This window comes from Paenibacillus sp. FSL R7-0272 (assembly GCF_037969905.1).
Lineage (GTDB): Bacteria > Bacillota > Bacilli > Paenibacillales > Paenibacillaceae > Paenibacillus > Paenibacillus polysaccharolyticus.
This window is the reverse complement of record NZ_CP150221.1, coordinates 1,934,198-1,951,311: the sequence shown is the minus strand read 5'-3', so window position 1 is coordinate 1,951,311 and position 17,114 is coordinate 1,934,198. Positions and strand designations below refer to the sequence as shown.

Annotated in this window: 14 protein-coding genes and 1 riboswitch; of the genes, 5 read left to right on the top strand and 9 right to left on the bottom strand. The window is 45.8% G+C overall.

Annotated features, from left to right (window positions below; all coding sequences use genetic code 11):
• Nucleotides 1-113 precede the first annotated feature (113 nt).
• Both thrS and MKY23_RS08785 read right to left on the bottom strand, forming a co-directional pair.
• Nucleotides 114-2,051, bottom strand: coding sequence for a threonine--tRNA ligase (thrS, locus tag MKY23_RS08790; RefSeq protein WP_090919871.1), 1,938 nt, complete (start codon nucleotides 2,049-2,051; stop codon nucleotides 114-116).
• 409 nt (nucleotides 2,052-2,460) lie between these two features.
• On the bottom strand, nucleotides 2,461-3,405 hold the full coding sequence (locus MKY23_RS08785) for a putative sporulation protein YtxC (RefSeq protein ID WP_154958241.1): 945 nt from the start codon (nucleotides 3,403-3,405) through the stop codon (nucleotides 2,461-2,463).
• Nucleotides 3,406-3,637: 232 nt separating this feature from the next.
• Between MKY23_RS08785 and MKY23_RS08780 the strand changes: the two genes are divergently transcribed.
• The 4 genes from MKY23_RS08780 (at nucleotide 3,638) to MKY23_RS08765 (ending at nucleotide 7,140) form a co-directional block, all read left to right on the top strand.
• Nucleotides 3,638-4,039, top strand: coding sequence for a hypothetical protein (locus MKY23_RS08780; RefSeq protein ID WP_139168886.1), 402 nt, complete (start codon nucleotides 3,638-3,640; stop codon nucleotides 4,037-4,039).
• 336 nt (nucleotides 4,040-4,375) lie between these two features.
• The gene (locus MKY23_RS08775; RefSeq protein ID WP_339837273.1) at nucleotides 4,376-4,870 is read left to right on the top strand and encodes a cation:proton antiporter regulatory subunit; all 495 of its coding nucleotides are present in this window, start codon (nucleotides 4,376-4,378) and stop codon (nucleotides 4,868-4,870) included.
• 4 nt (nucleotides 4,871-4,874) lie between these two features.
• A complete protein-coding gene (locus MKY23_RS08770) occupies nucleotides 4,875-6,113 on the top strand; it encodes a cation:proton antiporter (protein WP_090919859.1) in 1,239 nt (412 codons plus the stop codon).
• 121 nt (nucleotides 6,114-6,234) lie between these two features.
• On the top strand, nucleotides 6,235-7,140 hold the full coding sequence (locus MKY23_RS08765; RefSeq protein ID WP_186809566.1) for a YitT family protein: 906 nt from the start codon (nucleotides 6,235-6,237) through the stop codon (nucleotides 7,138-7,140).
• A 122-nt stretch (nucleotides 7,141-7,262) separates the two neighbouring features.
• On the opposite strand, the gene MKY23_RS08760 is transcribed toward MKY23_RS08765, so the two are convergent.
• From MKY23_RS08760 to metA, 6 genes are all read right to left on the bottom strand, one after another.
• Entirely contained in the window at nucleotides 7,263-8,276 is a 1,014-nt protein-coding gene (locus MKY23_RS08760; protein WP_253495872.1) for a zinc-binding alcohol dehydrogenase family protein, read from the bottom strand.
• Nucleotides 8,277-8,314: 38 nt separating this feature from the next.
• A complete protein-coding gene (locus MKY23_RS08755) occupies nucleotides 8,315-9,247 on the bottom strand; it encodes an aldo/keto reductase (protein ID WP_339837268.1) in 933 nt (310 codons plus the stop codon).
• Nucleotides 9,248-9,521: 274 nt separating this feature from the next.
• Nucleotides 9,522-10,658, bottom strand: a complete 1,137-nt coding sequence (mqnC, locus tag MKY23_RS08750; RefSeq protein ID WP_090919848.1) for a cyclic dehypoxanthinyl futalosine synthase — start codon at nucleotides 10,656-10,658, stop codon at nucleotides 9,522-9,524.
• Nucleotides 10,659-10,900: 242 nt separating this feature from the next.
• Nucleotides 10,901-12,082, bottom strand: a complete 1,182-nt coding sequence (locus tag MKY23_RS08745; RefSeq protein WP_339837262.1) for an aminotransferase class I/II-fold pyridoxal phosphate-dependent enzyme — start codon at nucleotides 12,080-12,082, stop codon at nucleotides 10,901-10,903.
• Complete coding sequence (locus MKY23_RS08740) at nucleotides 12,079-13,263, bottom strand: aminotransferase class I/II-fold pyridoxal phosphate-dependent enzyme (protein ID WP_339837259.1); 1,185 nt, start codon at nucleotides 13,261-13,263, stop codon at nucleotides 12,079-12,081. The genes MKY23_RS08745 and MKY23_RS08740 overlap by 4 nt, the downstream gene beginning before the upstream one ends.
• Before the next feature lie 24 nt (nucleotides 13,264-13,287).
• The gene (gene metA / locus MKY23_RS08735; protein ID WP_090919840.1) at nucleotides 13,288-14,205 is read right to left on the bottom strand and encodes a homoserine O-succinyltransferase; all 918 of its coding nucleotides are present in this window, start codon (nucleotides 14,203-14,205) and stop codon (nucleotides 13,288-13,290) included.
• 126 nt (nucleotides 14,206-14,331) lie between these two features.
• Nucleotides 14,332-14,456, bottom strand: a riboswitch (SAM riboswitch).
• A gap of 458 nt (nucleotides 14,457-14,914) precedes the next feature.
• On the opposite strand from metA, the gene corA reads away from it, so the two are divergent.
• Complete coding sequence (gene corA / locus MKY23_RS08730) at nucleotides 14,915-15,850, top strand: magnesium/cobalt transporter CorA (protein ID WP_090919837.1); 936 nt, start codon at nucleotides 14,915-14,917, stop codon at nucleotides 15,848-15,850.
• Between the two features lie 109 nt (nucleotides 15,851-15,959).
• Here the strand turns inward: corA and MKY23_RS08725 are convergent, their stop codons facing one another.
• A complete protein-coding gene (locus tag MKY23_RS08725; protein ID WP_090919834.1) occupies nucleotides 15,960-16,961 on the bottom strand; it encodes an HRDC domain-containing protein in 1,002 nt (333 codons plus the stop codon).
• Nucleotides 16,962-17,114 lie beyond the last annotated feature (153 nt).

Genomic DNA, 17,114 nt, shown 5'->3' with positions numbered 1-17,114 from the left:
CTTTTGTCAGAGTATAGGTACAAAAAGAAACACAAAAACCGTCTGAAAACGATGGGTTCAGCCATGTTCTCAGACGGTTTCGTTAGATTTATTTTACAACACAGGATTCTAAACTAGACTTGTCTTGAAGCAATTTCTTCTTTCAACTGAGCCACAATCTCATCCACCAGCTTCATGCCCAGATCGCCCTCTCCGCGTTTACGTACGGATACCGATGCAGCATTTTTCTCGTTCTCGCCCACAACGAACATGTAAGGCATTTTTTCCAGCTGCGCTTCACGGATTTTGTAACCTAGCTTCTCGTTGCGAAGATCTGCTTCTGCCGCGATTCCTGCACGTTTCAGTTTTGCTTCTACTTCACGCGCATACTCGTCGTAATTTCCGGATACCGGAATGACTTTGGCTTGTACTGGAGACAACCAGAGCGGGAACGCACCTGCAAAGTTCTCCAGCAAAAATGCAGTGAAACGCTCCATTGTACTAATTACGCCCCGGTGGATAACGACTGGACGGTGCTTCTGCCCATCATCACCAACATATTCAAGCTCAAAGCGCTCAGGGAGCAAGAAGTCCAGTTGAACGGTAGAAAGTGTTTCTTCTTTGCCAAGTGCAGTCTTGATCTGTACATCCAGCTTCGGACCATAGAACGCCGCTTCGCCTTCAGCTTCATAGAACGGAAGATCAAGTTCTTCCACAACTTCACGCAACATGCGTTGAGACATTTCCCACATCTCATCGTTCTGGAAGTATTTCTCGGTGTCTTGCGGATCACGGTAAGACAGACGGAAACGATATTCGTGAATGCCAAAGTCTTTATATACCGTTTGGATCAATTCGATAACACGGGCAAACTCTTCTTTAATCTGATCCGGACGTGCAAAGATGTGGGAGTCATTCAGTGTCATCGCACGCACACGGTGCAGACCTGTCAACGCGCCTGACATTTCATAACGATGCATCATGCCCAGTTCGGCAATACGGATCGGAAGATCACGGTAGCTGTGCATATTGGATTTGTACACCATCATGTGGTGAGGACAGTTCATCGGACGAAGAACCAGTTCTTCATTGTCCATGATCATTTTCGGGAACATGTCTTCCTGATAGTGCTCCCAGTGACCGGAAGTTTTGTACAGCTCTACGTTCCCCAATACAGGAGTGTAAACGTGCTGATAACCAAGGCTTTCTTCCAGATCAACGATATAACGTTCCAGTGTACGGCGCAATTTTGCACCGTTAGGCAACCAGATCGGCAGACCTTGACCCACGAGTTGCGAGAACGTGAACATTTCCAGTTCTTTACCCAGTTTACGGTGGTCACGCTTGCGCGCTTCCTCCAGGAAATGCAAGTGCTCGTCCAGCTGTGCTTTTTTCACAAAAGCAGTACCGTACACCCGTTGCAACATTTTGTTCTTGCTGTCCCCGCGCCAGTATGCACCCGCTACGTTCATCAGTTTGAACACTTTAATCTTGCTTGTAGATGGAACGTGTGGTCCACGGCACAAGTCGAAAAATTCGCCTTGCTCATAGATCGTAATTACGCTATCTTCCGGTAAAGCATTGATTAATTCAAGTTTGTATGGGTCGCCGACTTCATTGAAAATATTGATGGCTTCCGCACGGCTAACTTCTTTGCGCACGATAGGCAGATTTTCATTGACGATGCGTTCCATTTCCTTCTCGATCTTCTGTAAATCTTCCGGGTTAAGCGGATGTTCGAGATCCATGTCATAGTAGAAGCCATCTTCGATGACTGGTCCTACGCCCAGATGAACTTCTTTGTTACCGTACAGACGTTTTACCGCCTGAGCCAGCAAGTGAGCTGTACTGTGGCGCATCACTTCAAGACCTTCAGGGGAATCCAACGTTACGATCTCCACCAAAGCCCCTTCATGAATTGGAGTGGACAGATCCACCACGATGCCATCCAGTTTTCCTGCTGCGGCATTTTTGCGAAGTCCACTGCTAATTGAAGCGGCTACATCCTCAATACTGCTCCCATCTGCGTACTCACGTACAGAACCATCCGGTAGTTTAATGTTTACTGCCATTTGTCTCATTCCTCCTGTAAAATATACATCATTCATTTTCATTGTCATGCAATGGACTGATCATCTATTGCGTATTTCCAGTTCGCCCTTAGATCAACGAAAAAGAACGCAAAAAACACCCGTCCCGGTCAAGGGACGAGTGTTATATCTCGTGGTTCCACCCTAATTCAGCTGATTGTTCCTCATATTAGGAAAACAGCCCTCATTGGCATGTCGGTAACGGGCATGACCCGGCAAATCCTTACTCACAAAACCGCCATCCTTCAAATAGTCGGGTAACCGGTTTTATTTTCAAAATTGCAGCTCCAAAGGGGTAAACCATACGCGATATCCGGAGGAAATTTCAGCCCAGGTTCCTCTCTCTGCACCGATCTAACGTGTGGCTCTTGTCTTTGTCAACGCTTTTGTATCAACAGTTATTATAATTGCCCAGATCGCCTGCGTCAAGACTTGTCAGCAATCCAGAACGAAGCACTTCGCATTCGGGACATTGATGGCATATCTGCACCTTATCTTCGAAAATTTGGCATATCGTCGAGATGATGGGCAACTCGGGAGTGCTGGTGTGCAGCATGACTTTTTCGGGTGATATGGAAATAAGCGTACTCACGATCATATCCTCGATATCCATCTCCAGTTCCAGCCCTGGCATCTCCACAACCACTTGCTCATCTTTCTGCACAGGCAACAGATTAAGTCCCGCATCAAGCACCTGAAATTCATGTTTGCCCTTGTGGATCAGATGGATTAAAGGAACTTTAGCCTCCTGAAAAAACACAAAATACTTCAACAGCCCCATGAACTCTTCATATTGACGATCCATCCAGAACTCATCGAGTGCATATTCCACGAGCTCCTGCAATTCCTGCTTGTAGGCACGTATACGGAAATTCAGGATTCCTTCGAGATGGAAAAAATGGATGTCCTCCAAATCCTGCCTTAAACCTCTCGCCAATGTTGCACGGCGGCGCTCCCGCAGGCCCGGTTGATGCAAGTCACTATTCACGAGCAGCGGCATGCAGATGCGGTGAACCTTCTCAACTTCGTGTTCATCCATTACCGAGCATGATTTGGCAATAATATTCTCTACCATGCTTCGTTCCTGTGTTTCCATTATATAATCCGCAATACCCAGGGAAAGCAAATCACTGATTCGTGGCAACCACTGCTGGAAATCTTCGTGATTCTCATTTCCTCTGCACGTCCAGACTGCTCTGCCATCCTTATGTTTGAAGGTGAGCCGGAAGCCTCTTTTACTTATATGTAAACCTTTGGTTTTTTCCTTAATGCATTGTTGAAAAAGGGCTGCCTCCTCTTGCCCAGACACATCGGTCCATACTGTAAACAGTTCCATAAGAATCACTCCTTTCCTTTCTCTTCAAAGTATATGGCAAGGCCCAAAGGGATATACGAAGCGGTTTGATGGAAAGGGTGTCATGATTTCTCAGCATAAAACGCGAGCAAAAGTTTTTTGGCAAAAAGAATAATAGAAGGTTTCGTGAACTATGAATGAATGGTTTGGAGATCACGCAAAAATGTGTTATTATTTTTATAACAGTATCTTCACGGAAGGGGGGAAGCCGAAAATGAGACAACATCCTAGACTGCTCCATCACATGATTATCATCATTTTATGCGTTTTTCAGGCGCTGTGCTTCCCGATTCCAATGCAGACAGAGTCTGCCGTTGGTGTATCCGTCGATGCCACTTCGAATAAAGAAGGGCTTGAAGTGCTGTCTCAAATACCCGAGTCTCAGCAGAAACCTGTCATTCGCAAAAATCCGCAAGTAATGTCTAAGCTGGCTGCAGTTAAGCAAACCAAGCCTGTATTTCTTGTCCTCGCATTATTAATCGTGCTGCGAATTCCTACAGCAGGTCTGTCTTTTAAACCGTGGTATTGTCTGTTCAAGCGCAGATTATTTCTGTTGCCAATTAAATACACCAGTATGTATTTATCCCTCTCCCCAATGGCACCGAGATACGCCTGAGCTCGTTAAGAGCCTGTTTGCCGTATTCGTCAGGTTGCCAGAGCATGGAGCCACCTCTTGTTATAGACGGTGTTCTCATGCATAACTTATAACCCATTATGTAAACGTTACTTTTGAAACAACTGGTTTGAACTCTTATATGTGGTCGTTTTATTTGTTGACCTATATTTTACAAACTAATCTTGATTTCACATCATATATTCGGCTGTGTCAGGAATTACTGGCTCTGTTTCCCCGCACCATTTGATGTTCCGCCTGAGCAGCAGATCAATTGATTACGGGAAGAAAAGCCTTCCTTCTATGGCCAGCCTCAATTACTAAGGAGGCATACTATCCATGGATGTACGCGAAACAGACTTGCCGGGAATCGGCAAAAAATTTCAAATTGAAACGAGCAGCGGTGATAAAATCGTCATTATTATTCACGATGATGGACGCCGTGAAATGTATCATTTTGAATATGATGACCCGGATCAAAGCATCTCTATGATTACACTTGACGACAGTGAGGCAAGACAGATTGCTGCCATCGTTGGCGGATTAACGTACAAACCGAAGCAACTTGAAAATATTGAAGTTACTTTTGATGATCTGATTATCGAATGGTACAAAATCGAAGCTTCATTTGGATGCATTGGCAAATCCATTGGTGAATTGAATGTACGTCAAAACTCTGGCGCAACGGTCATTGCCGTTGTGGAGAAAAATCATAAAAAACACATCAGCCCAGGTCCGGAGGTTGTGATTAGCGCAGAATCTACGGTAGTCGCCGTTGGCGAACGCAACCAGCAGAAGCTTTTCAAGTCCCTCCTCCTGACGGGAAGGGGGTAACTCGATGGACCATTTGATTTTTGAAGTGGGGCTCGCGCTGGTGCTTATTGCAGCAGCCGGCCTTTTATCCGCAAAACTGAGATTTTCGGTTGTTCCGTTCTATATTCTGATCGGGATGGCCGTGGGACCACATGCCATGCAAATCTGGCATTTGGACTTCCGATTTATTGAAAGCCAGCCGTTCATCGACTTTATGGGTCGAATCGGTATTCTATTCCTTTTGTTCTATCTGGGATTGGAGTTTTCTGTAGGTCGTTTAGTCAAATCGGGTCGCTCCATCGTTGTTGGCGGCTCGATCTATATCGGGATTAACTTCACACTCGGATTAGTATTCGGTTTTGCTTCCGGTTTCCCGGCAGCTGAGGCACTCATCATTGCAGGCATAACAACGATCTCGTCTAGTGCCATTGTTGCCAAGGTACTTGTTGATTTGAAACGAACAGCCAATCCGGAGACCGAGATGATTCTGGGTATCATTATGTTTGAGGACGTATTCCTCGCCGTATATATTTCCATCCTGTCCGGACTTGTACTCAGTGATTCATCCTCCATCGGAGGCGTAATCATGTCCGCACTGATTGCTCTCGGCTTCATGCTTGTAGTCATCATTCTCGGACGTAAAGCTACACCGCTACTGAATAAATTGCTGAAAATTCGTTCCAATGAATTATTCTCACTTGTTGTTTTCGGGGCATTGTTCCTTGTCGCTGGTTTCTCCGAAACGATCCATGTTGCTGAAGCCATCGGTGCGTTGCTCGTTGGTCTTGTGCTTGCGGAAACGGAACATGCTAAACGGATCGAACATCTGATTCTACCTTTCCGAGATTTCTTTGGAGCTATCTTTTTCTTCAGCTTCGGACTATCTATTGATCCGTTATCCCTTGGTGGTGAAGCCGTTTGGCTTGCTTTGATTGCTGTAGTGATTACACTGTTTGGTAACTTCCTCGCAGGTATGCTGGCTGGGCGCAGTGCAGGGCTTTCACCAAAAGCATCTGCTAATATCGGATTAACCATTGTATCTCGTGGTGAGTTCTCCATTATTATGGCCAATATGGGTAAAGCCGGTGGACTGTTACCATTGCTTCAACCATTTGCCGCGCTGTATGTATTAATCCTTGCTATTCTGGGGCCGCTATTAACCAAAGAGTCCAAACACGTATTCCGTATTTTGGATAAAATATTCAAGTTCAAAGATCCTCGCAAGAAAAAAGAAGAACCTAAAGTTCTGCAGAAAGAAGGCTAAGTAACATGTCTGTGCAGAGCAGACATATGTTTGTATTAAGCAACTGAGCGGCTACATGCTGACCTTTCTGTGAAGAACCCAGGGAGAATGGCTCGAAGCCGCACTGAAGGAGGATGGACATGTGAAAACACCTCTGATATCGGCTAATCCGGTGCCACGTACTACGAAGAGTAGCATAGCGCCCTCCCGCCGCTGGCTGAATCTGTTTCTGGTCATCATTGGCGGAATACTGGCCTCCGTGGGACTTGAGTTGTTTCTGCACCCCAATAAAATTATTATTGGTGGCATAACAGGAATCTCTTCCCTGTTCGCACACTGGACGGAGCTACGAATCGGCTTATTCCTGTTTTTATTCAATGTTCCGTTTATATTTTTATCCTACAGGATCGTGAAGAAAAAGTTTGTACTTGTAACTGTTCTGGGTTTGGTTGTCTTTTCGATCGGTGCCATCGTGCTACATCCCATGCCGCCGCTCGTCGAGCATCCCTTGGCTGCTGCCATGTTTGGCGGGTTATGCCTAGGGCTCGGAATCGGGCTTGTTGTTCGGTATGGTGGGACACTGGATACGCTGGAAATCGGTGATCCGTCCTCCCGGCCGCCTGAACGTGTGTTTAGCGGGAAACGGATGCTTATCGAAAAAATAATCATGCTGCTTAACTTGATCATACTGACAGCTGCTGGTGTTGTTTTTGGCTGGGATCAGGCCATGTATTCTATCATCGCTTATCTGATTGCCTATGAAATGGTGTACCTTGCATTCCGGGGATTCTCTCCCAAACGCAAAATATGCATTCTGACCACGCAACGTGCTCAAGTTGAAAAAGCTGTACGAAACCGCCTGCGCAGGGAACCAGGGAAGCTAAGTGCAACACTTGAGTCTTCCCCGATCGCTGACGCGGAGGTCTGGATCAAACAGATTCCAGGAACACTTTATTACGAAGTACATTTCCTGGAAATGATCTGGTTAAAATCCATTGTTCGGCACATTGACCCTCACGCAGGTATTATCTCGAATCCAGAAAAATGAAATAGCTAGCGAAAATAACGATATAACAAAACGCTCTCTTCCCATGAACTAATGGATCGTTCTCCATTGCTCATTGACCGGGAAGAGAGCGTTTCTTCGTACACATCTTCAAGTTGTGAAAATTATAATTCTACGATTGCTTTAACCACTTGAGATTCGGGTAACAGCCAAGTGTCCATTGCGGTTGGCAGCTCTTCAAAAGGTGCTCGATGTGTGATATAACCATCCATCGTTAATTTTTTGTCACGCAACGTCGATAACACCTGTTCAAAATCCTCGCGTGTTGCATTCCGGCTGCCCAGCATACTCATCTCACGCTTGTGAAATTCCGGGTCATGGAACGTAATGTCGGCTTTCACCAGTCCAACAAAAATCAACTGTCCACCGTGAGCCACATAAGGTATCGCGCCATTCATGGAATGTACGTTACCTGTCGCATCAAATACAGCCGTGGCATAATCACCGCCAGTAATCTCGGATACCCGCTGCAGAGCCTGTTCATCCGCCTGCACGATCTCATCCACACCGGCCCAAGTTCGGCTCAATTCCAGCCTGTCCAGATTTCGATCCACAGCAATAACGTATGCACCTGCTTGTTTGGCAAAGGCCATGACTCCCAGCCCGATAGGTCCGGCTCCAATAACGACGACACGCTCTCCTGGTTGAAGTGAAGCTCTGCGCACAGCATGAGCCCCAATGCTAAGTGGTTCAACCATAGCTGTTTCATCTAATGTTAACCCCTCTGCTCTCAGCAGATGGGAGACAGGCACTGTAATCCGTTCTCTCATCCCACCGTCCACATGTACGCCCATCACTTGCATGGATGCACAACAATTGGTTTTGCCTGAACGACAAGCAATACAATGTCCACAATGCAGATAAGGAATAATGCTTACCTGGTCTCCCGGCTGTAAACCTGCCTCGTTCGGGCCAATCTCTTCGATAACGCCTGCAAGTTCATGACCAAGTATACGAGGATACGTAAAAAAAGGCTGATTGCCTTTGTACGCATGCAAATCTGTACCACAGATACCAATTCGCTGGATAGCGACCAGTGCTTCTCCCTCACCTCTTTCGGGCTGCGGAAGTTCCTTCAGCACCAAACGATCAATTTCTTCACATACGATAGCTCTCATCACTGTTCCCCCTCAGATCCATTCGACGATATATTTAACTATCCGTTATATTCAGCACGACCACTCGGCCAAGTTTCATTGTTTAATGGAGCCAGAATACGTAATACCTCTTCCAGAAGTTGCTTATCTATAGGTTCTTCAACCCAGGCCGCGTTGTTGACAATGTTTTGCTGGCTCGCGCTACTAACGAGAGTTGTTGGGATTTGTTCATTTGCTGTAGAAAATTGTACTGCCAGCTTGGCGATATTACTGCCTTGTTCCTCGCAGAAGCGGGCAGCTTTCAAACAAAGCTCTTTTACCCGTTCACCCGCTGGATGCCAAGCCGGTGTTCCGCGCGTGCTAAGCAATCCCATTGAAAGTGGGGAAGCGTTTACAAGTCCAACCCCTTTTTCCTCGAGTAACGGCAGTAGCGATAACAATGACGTATCATTCAGAGCATAATGACAATAGGAGATAATGGCATCCGCATCAAGCTGCGGCAACATTTTTTCGAATAAAGGCAACGGCAAACCGCAGATTCCGGCGTAACGAATCACGCCCTTCTCTTTCAGTTCTATCAATGTTGGAAAAGCTTCTTCAATGATGATCTCAGGAGCCACAAACTCGATATCATGTAAAAATAAAATATCAAGATAATCCGTATGCAACCTTGCCAGACTCTCTTGTACACTCTCCAAAATACGCTTGCGAGAAAAATCAAACTCGTTCTCACCATACCGTCCAGCTTTGGTTGATAACGTATAAGAGCTACGCGGCAAACTACGGATTGCTTCACCGAGTACCGTCTCCGCCTTGGTTAAACCGTAGTACGGCGACACGTCTATATAATTCATACCTGCATCGATTGCTGCATGAACGGTACGAATCCCTTCATCCCGGTCAATATCACGAAATACAGAGCCCAGTGATGATGCGCCAAAGCTCAAAACAGGTACGTCTAATGCTGTCTTTCCCAATTTTCTTGTTTTCATCGATTCGTTCCTCCCAGCAGGTTTGACTACACAACTGTCCCTCCATTGTATCAGTTAAAAATCTATATAACATATCGTCAAATGCGTAATATGTACTGTTTAATGATCTCGATTCCTGGATAAAAGGAGAACTGTACCTGAATCAGGTACGCACAACGAAAAGGGCCAAAGCAGGTTTGACTGCTTTGGCCCTTTTAAGCGGAACGAGTTGCTATTTACTTCACATGATGTGACATAAATTAAAAACCATATTGCTTTTCTATAAATGTAGGGATTAGTTCTGCATTACGAAATCTTTAGGTACAATGCTTTCTTCATCAAACATACGCAGAATATCGTAACGGGTGTTGCGCTGTGCCGGAATATAACCAGACTCCCGAATCAGACGCAGAATGGATTCAATGTTCACTTTGTATGTTGCTCCTGCGGAGGATACAACATTCTCTTCAATCATCGTGCTGCCGAAGTCATTACAGCCGAATTCAAGTGATTTCTTACCGATTTCAGGTCCCATTGTGACCCAGGAAGATTGGATGTTTTTAATGTTATCTAACACCAGACGGCTAATCGCTACCGTTTTCAGGTACTCCTGTGGAGTTTGACGCTCCAGCTTAAGGTTCGTATTATCTGGCTGGAATGTCCACGGAATAAAAGCGAGGAAGCCTTCAGAATCATACTTATTGGCAATACACTCATCCTGCGCTTCACGTACACGCATCAGATGCAGCGCACGCTCTTCCATGGATTCACCCAGACCAATAACCATCGTAGCTGTAGTATTCATACCGATTCGGTGAGCAGTCTGCATCACATCCATCCAGTCGCGCCATGAACCTTTCAGACGGCTGATTTTGCGGCGTGTACGGTCATCAAGAATCTCGGCTCCGCCACCTGGCAAGGAGTCAAGTCCCGCCTCGTGAATGGCACGCACTACCTCTTCCAGCGTAAGACCATCGGATACTTCAACCATTTTCATAATCTCAGCTGGTGAGAAAGAGTGCATCGTAATATTCGGGAAACGTTCCTTGATCGCTTTCAACAAGTCCGTATAATAGCTGAAAGGCAGATTTGGATTCGTTCCACCTTGCATCAGAATTTCGGTTCCGTTGACATCTTCAGTTTCCTTGATTTTCTGGAAAATCACTTCGTCCGGAAGCACATAACCTTCTTCTGAACCAGGTCTGCGGTAAAAAGCACAAAAACGGCAGTATACGTCGCACACATTCGTGTAATTGACGTTACGCCCAATAACAAATGTTCTGTATGGTTCAGGGTGCATACGTTTCATGATTACATTGGCAGCTGCCCCGATTTTGTCCACTTCGTCTGATTCAAATAACTGAATCGTGTCTTCCAAGTCTAAACGTTCGCCCCGAAGGGCTTTATCTAAGATACGGTCTACCGTACTCATCGTAAAAAAGCCTCCCTCGTAAAGAGAAAATAATACGACGATCACTCCCGGCTTGTTAGCAAAAAGCAAGTCGTGGCTGTAATATCGCATTTTTGTACTCTACATATCGTAACACAGGTTACATGTGAAAAAAAGCACCTTATGAAAAGGTGCTTATAAAATAAGTTAAAATTTTGACATATGAAAACCGTTTGAATGCTAGCTGCATCCGATTTTAAAATGCACCTATTTAGTCGTTCAATTTATAGCGTAGCCTGCAACGCTTGCTCGAGATCAGCAATCAGATCATCAATATCCTCAAGCCCTACAGAGAAACGCAGCAACCCATCGGTAATTCCACGCTCATGTCGAACTTCCGCAGGCATAGCTGCATGAGACATCATCGTTGGGTACGAAAGAATGCTCTCCACTGCTCCCAGACTTACAGCTACAATGGGCAGTTTCACCTGATTCAGGACGGCTTTTGCACGATCACCTGAACCGACGTCAAACGATACTACGGCTCCGTAACCTGTCGACTGACGCTCATGCGCTTCACGGCCCGGATGATCCTCAAGTCCAGGGTAATACACAGCTGTTATATCCTGACGCCCTTTGAGCCATGTGGCCAGTTTGGCAGTACTCTGTTCACTGTGAGCCATCCGCGCACCCAGGGTCTTCATCCCGCGCATCAGAAGCCAGGATTCCTGAGCTCCGAGAACGGTACCTAGTCCGTTTTGCAACTGTTTCAATTGTCTGCCCAGCTCGTCTGTACGCGCAACAGCCAGACCAGCCAGCACGTCACTGTGACCACCGAGAAACTTCGTAGCACTATGTACAACGATATCTACGCCGAGCTCAATAGGACGCTGATAGTACGGTGTCATAAACGTATTATCCAGAATGGTAATCAGATCATGCTCCTTGGACCAGGACGTCACTGCAGCAATATCCGTAATCTTCAAGGTCGGATTGGAAGGTGTCTCCATGTATACGGCCTTCGTGTTAGGCTTGATTGCTGCTTTGACTTGTTCAATGTCGGTCATGTCAACAAAAGTAGTCTCAATCTGCATCCGACTTAGTATCGTTGTGAGTAGACGATATGTCCCACCGTATACATCTTCCGTTACGATTATATGATCTCCTGCGGAGAACATCATGAACACACTGGAGATTGCAGACATCCCTGACGAGTATGCAAATCCGCGTACCCCGCCCTCAAGCAACGCGATGTAATCTTCCAGAGCCTGGCGAGTCGGATTACCTGAACGGCTATAATCATGTTGCGGCGGATTAAAGATATCAAAGTGATGGAACGTGGAAGCTTGATAAATCGGTACACTTGAGGCACCTGTTGTTTTATCAATTTCATCTCCAAAGTGAAGCAGCTTGGTGTCAAACTTCAGCTCCGACGTACTGGGCTTATGGTTACTCGATTCACTCATGAGGTTACGCCTCCTTCAACTTCCTTCTGTGCTGCCAGCAATGCTTCATTCAGATCCGCGATCAAATCTTCTGCATGTTCGATGCCTACCGAGAAGCGAAGCAGACGATCGTCCACACCTACAGCGTCACGAATTTCGAGCGGAATATCCGCATGGGTTTGCACCGCAGGGTACGTCATGAGTGATTCTACACCACCGAGACTTTCTGCAAATGCAATTAATTGGATATGACGCAACAATGGCTCAACATAGCGTGCATCCTTCACTTTAAACGAGAAAATGCCTGTATTGCCGGAAGACTGCTTCCGCTGAACTTCATATCCAGGGTGATCGGACAAACCAGGGTGGAACACTTCAGCTACAGCCGGATGTTCCAAGAGGAACTTCGCAATCGTTAGGGCGTTATATTCATGACGTTCCATGCGAAGAGCCAGTGTTTTCATGCCTTTCATCAATTGATATGAATCACTCGGTGATAACACAGCTCCAATGGAATTATGAAGGAACGCCATCTCGGCAGACAAGGCCTCACCTTTGGTGATGATCAATCCAGCGAGCACATCATTATGTCCGCCCAGATATTTAGTCGCACTATGGATAATAATATCGGCGCCAAGTTCAATCGGACGCTGGAAGAATGGAGTCAGTAACGTATTATCTACAATGGTTAATAGATTGTGTTTTTTCGCCCAAGAAGCAACAGTTTGAATGTCCGTAATCATCATGAGCGGATTAGTTGGTGTCTCGATGAAAACAGCCTTCGTATTCGGCTTACGGATGTTCTCTAATGCTTCCAGATCGTTCGTATCTACATAACTTGCGGTTACACCGAACCGGGATAAAATCCGTTCCAACAGGCGATATGTACCGCCATACAGGTCAAGAGAAACGATCAGGTGATCCCCTTGGCCGAACATCGCAAAGATCGTTTGCAGTGCTGCCATGCCCGAGCTACAAGCAAAACCTGCATCACCGGACTCCAGAGCCGCTGCTGCTTCCTCTAACACTTTGCGCGTTGGGTTTGTTGTACGGATGTAATCAAACCCCGTGCTTTGTCCCAGCTTCGGGTGACGAAACGCAGTGGATTGATAGATCGGAAAGTTAACAGCACCTGTTACGGGTTCATTGATGGACCCAATTTGAGCTAAACGGCTTTCAATTTTCAACTTGTTATCTTCCATTACTGCATCCTCCTGTAATCTTGATTAGATTTGTGGGCCAATATCGTAAGGGGTTTCCTGATACACATAGTAATTGAGCCAGTTAGAGAATAATAAGTTAGCGTGTGCACGCCATGTAGCCGGAGGTATCCGAGAAGGATCGTCCTTTGGATAGTAGTACTTCGGCAGCGCGATGTCCAATCCCTTGGCAACATCACGGTCATATTCCCATTTCAATGAAAACGGATCATACTCGGCATGTCCTGTGGCAAAAATTTGCTTACCGTCCTTGGTGGCAACCAGGAATACTCCTGCTTCTTCGGACTCTGCCAAAATTTCGAGTTTATCATTTTTCTCAATATCCTCACGTCTTACCTCCGTGTGACGGGAGTGTGGAACGTTGAACACTTCATCAAATCCACGCAGTATCGGAACATGAGGTTTGTTGATCGTATGCGGGAATACGCCAAAACACTTTTCATCCAGCGGAACTTTGGGTACATCAAAATGGTGGTATAGACCTGCTTGAGAAGCCCAACATATATGCATCGTCGAAGTTACATTCGTTTTGGTCCATTCAAAGATTTCCTGAATCTCTTCCCAATAATTCACGTCCTCAAAATCCATTTGCTCTACCGGTGCACCGGTAATGATCATCCCGTCAAAACGGCGATGCTGGATTTCATCAAATGTTTTATAAAAGAGATCCAGGTATTCTTGAGATGTGTTCTTGGAAGTGTGGGATTTGGGGTGTACCAGCACAACATCCACTTGAATCGGTGTATTACCTACCAGACGAAGCAATTGCGTTTCCGTCGTTTCCTTCGTAGGCATCAGATTCAGTATGGCGATCCGGAGTGGACGAATATCCTGCTTGTATGCGGATGATTCGTCCATAACGAAAATATTCTCGCTCTCAAGTACTTCTTTGGCTGGTAATGTGTCTGGAATTTTAATTGGCATAGTGAGTTGACTCCTCCTTTTTCATGGGTCGCATCTGGTGCGAAAATCACGCTCTGAGAAGCTCTGCATATGACAAAGACCTCTCTCGGATTCCGAGAAAGGTCATATGTAAACAGATATGCGCCTCTCTCATCTCTCAGTTACAACAGCATCACAAGGATGCTTGGTCGCTGCAAGAATTAGCACCGTGCGTTATATCGCCGGTTGCCGGGTTTCATCGGGCTGGTCCCTCCACCTACTCTTGATAAGATTTCGCTGTATTCAATTTTAATTCAGATATATTAACTTTTACTTTAAAACATTACTGCCCTCACGTCAAGAACCAGTTGATTGGTTTTGAACCTAAACTCGGAACCGTTCATCATCCGTTGTCATACACTGCCTCAGAGCGTGAAATAGACACATTTTTGCGCTTGAAAGCACCCTAGACCAGCGGTATACTAGACAAGTGTTTATAAGCCCTTATGTGAGAGGTGACATATTAAATGGATGGCGACCCGAGGCCCAACTGGCAGTCGAATTCCGAACAACTGCATAGAGAATTGACATCAGCATGTCGGCAGCGGGACGTTTCTTCCGTTTGATTATAGATTGATGACGCAGTACAGTCCTGATAACAGGCTCCGCTGCCGACCGGCTGATCTGTTCTTTTGCGCCCATATTAACGATGAAATCCGCCAAGACGGCGGGTGCAGAAGGAGTAGATAACATGAAAATCCGGTTGGTTAACAACGGTGTATTTATCCCGGTGGATGACATTCAGCAAGCGCTGACTCCACCAGCAGAAGGATTCTACTGGATTGATGCGGACGTGGACGATTTGGCTGTACTTCAGCCGCTGTTCTCCATGCATGATCTGGCTGTTGAGGATTGCTTGAGTGATGAAGAACAGCGTCCGAAGATTGAAATTTATGAGAACCATTATTTTATCGTGATTAATAGCATTCGTTTCGATGATGAAGAGATCTTCCTGCGTGCAGTCAATCTCTTTCTCGGTAGACATTTTATCATTACGGTTACCAAACAAAAGATCAGCGAACTACGTACATTGAAGCCGATTCTCTGGGAACAGGAAATCAGCAGTCCAGATCGTCTTCTCTACTTGCTTGTTGACTTGATTGTGGACAATTACTTCACCGTTGGTGATCGAATTGAAGCGCGAATTGAGAAACTTGAGGAAGACATTCTGATGCATACCAAAAAGTCACATCTGAATGAGATTATCGGTCTGCGAAGCGAGATTTTGTGGCTGAAAAAAGTACTGGGACCTCAAAAAGAGGTCATTAATACACTCAACAAAAAAGATCTGCGTCTCATTGATGATCAGCTGCAAAAATATTTCAGCGACATTTACGAGAACGCCGTAAAAATATCGGAAACCTTTGAAACGTACCGCGATCTGATGGGCAACTTGCGAGAAGCCTACCAGTCCAGTATCGCTAACCGCGCGAATGAGATCATGCGTGTGTTTACCGCCATCACCACCGTGTTCATGCCTCTGACCGTTATCACCGGTATTTATGGAATGAACTTTGACAACATGCCCGAATTACACTGGAAATACGGGTATTATGCTGTTATCGGCCTGATGATTACACTCGGTCTGACGATGTTCTTTATTTTCCGTAAAAAAGACTGGATCTGAAACGACCGCTCTATCCGCTATATCATACCATTTAAAGAATAAGACGAAGCGCTCCTTCACAGGGACAACTTCGTCTTTTTTAATATCACCGCCTCACGGCGTATTTTAGCTAACCAACATTACGCTCTGTTTCAGTATGTCTTCGAAAACGGATGCGAATCATCCGTAACCGTTCATACACTTGCTCCAAGCTCCCTCCTTCAGGGCGCTCTCCTCCGTAAACTTTATGTAACACAGGCTTCAGAAATGTATCTCCTAACTCCTCATATGCATTCCATACCGCCTCTTGTTCAGTCTCAGGCATAACAGCCAGTTCTACATCCAGCAATGAATCCGTGTCATACCCTTCCAGATCCAATGTTTCGAGCAGTTCGATTAATTCACGCCGGGATAGACCAGATCGATTCACGATCTCTTCTAAGGTTTGTCCCTCTTTCATGCCTTCCAGCACGTGCTTACGCGTAATGAATTTATCCAGTTCCTGCTTGTACTTCTGCTCTTTCTGCTTATATAACCAACTTTCGTACTCTTCCTCTTGCAATACGATGTACACCCAGTCTAACGGAAAAGGTCTCGATTGTTCGATTCCACTCATCATTTCAAGCCATTCCAGCCCATATTCTGCTGCTTTGCTCTCACCAACACCCGGCAGTTGCATCAGCTCATCCATCGTATGTGGAACAAACGCACTGATCAGCCGCAACAAACGATTCGTCGCCACAAAATAAGGGGCCTTCCGATCCGAAGCCGCTTTTTGCCTGCGCCATGTGCATAAATCCTCATACAATTGCTCATTTCCGTATAATTCACTAAAACAATGCAGACGCTGGCCTGCATAACTACGTAGCTTCAGATCCTCATTTTCATTGTACAACCCATGCATCAATGGACGATACCCTTCGCTCATCTGCATGGCAAGTTGATGACGATATATGTGCATCAGCTCTTCCCACGAATGACCTTCATACCAGATCGTATCTTCCCGATCCCCTGCTTCATAACGACTCCATCCCAAGTGCCAAGTATTCTCCTCCTCGCCAATCCATAACTGGGCAATCTGTTCATGCTGATCAAACACTCTGGATAATTTGTTCATGAAAATGACTTCCATTACTTGTTCCCTCCTTTGGACGATACAGCCTGTTCGATTAACGAAGGTATTCTCTGTCTCTGTCTCCAGACAACACAAAAAAGCACCTCTCCCGCAGATCGCTGCAAGAGAGGTGCTTCCTCATTAACCGTACTATGCTGTTGCTCACATCAT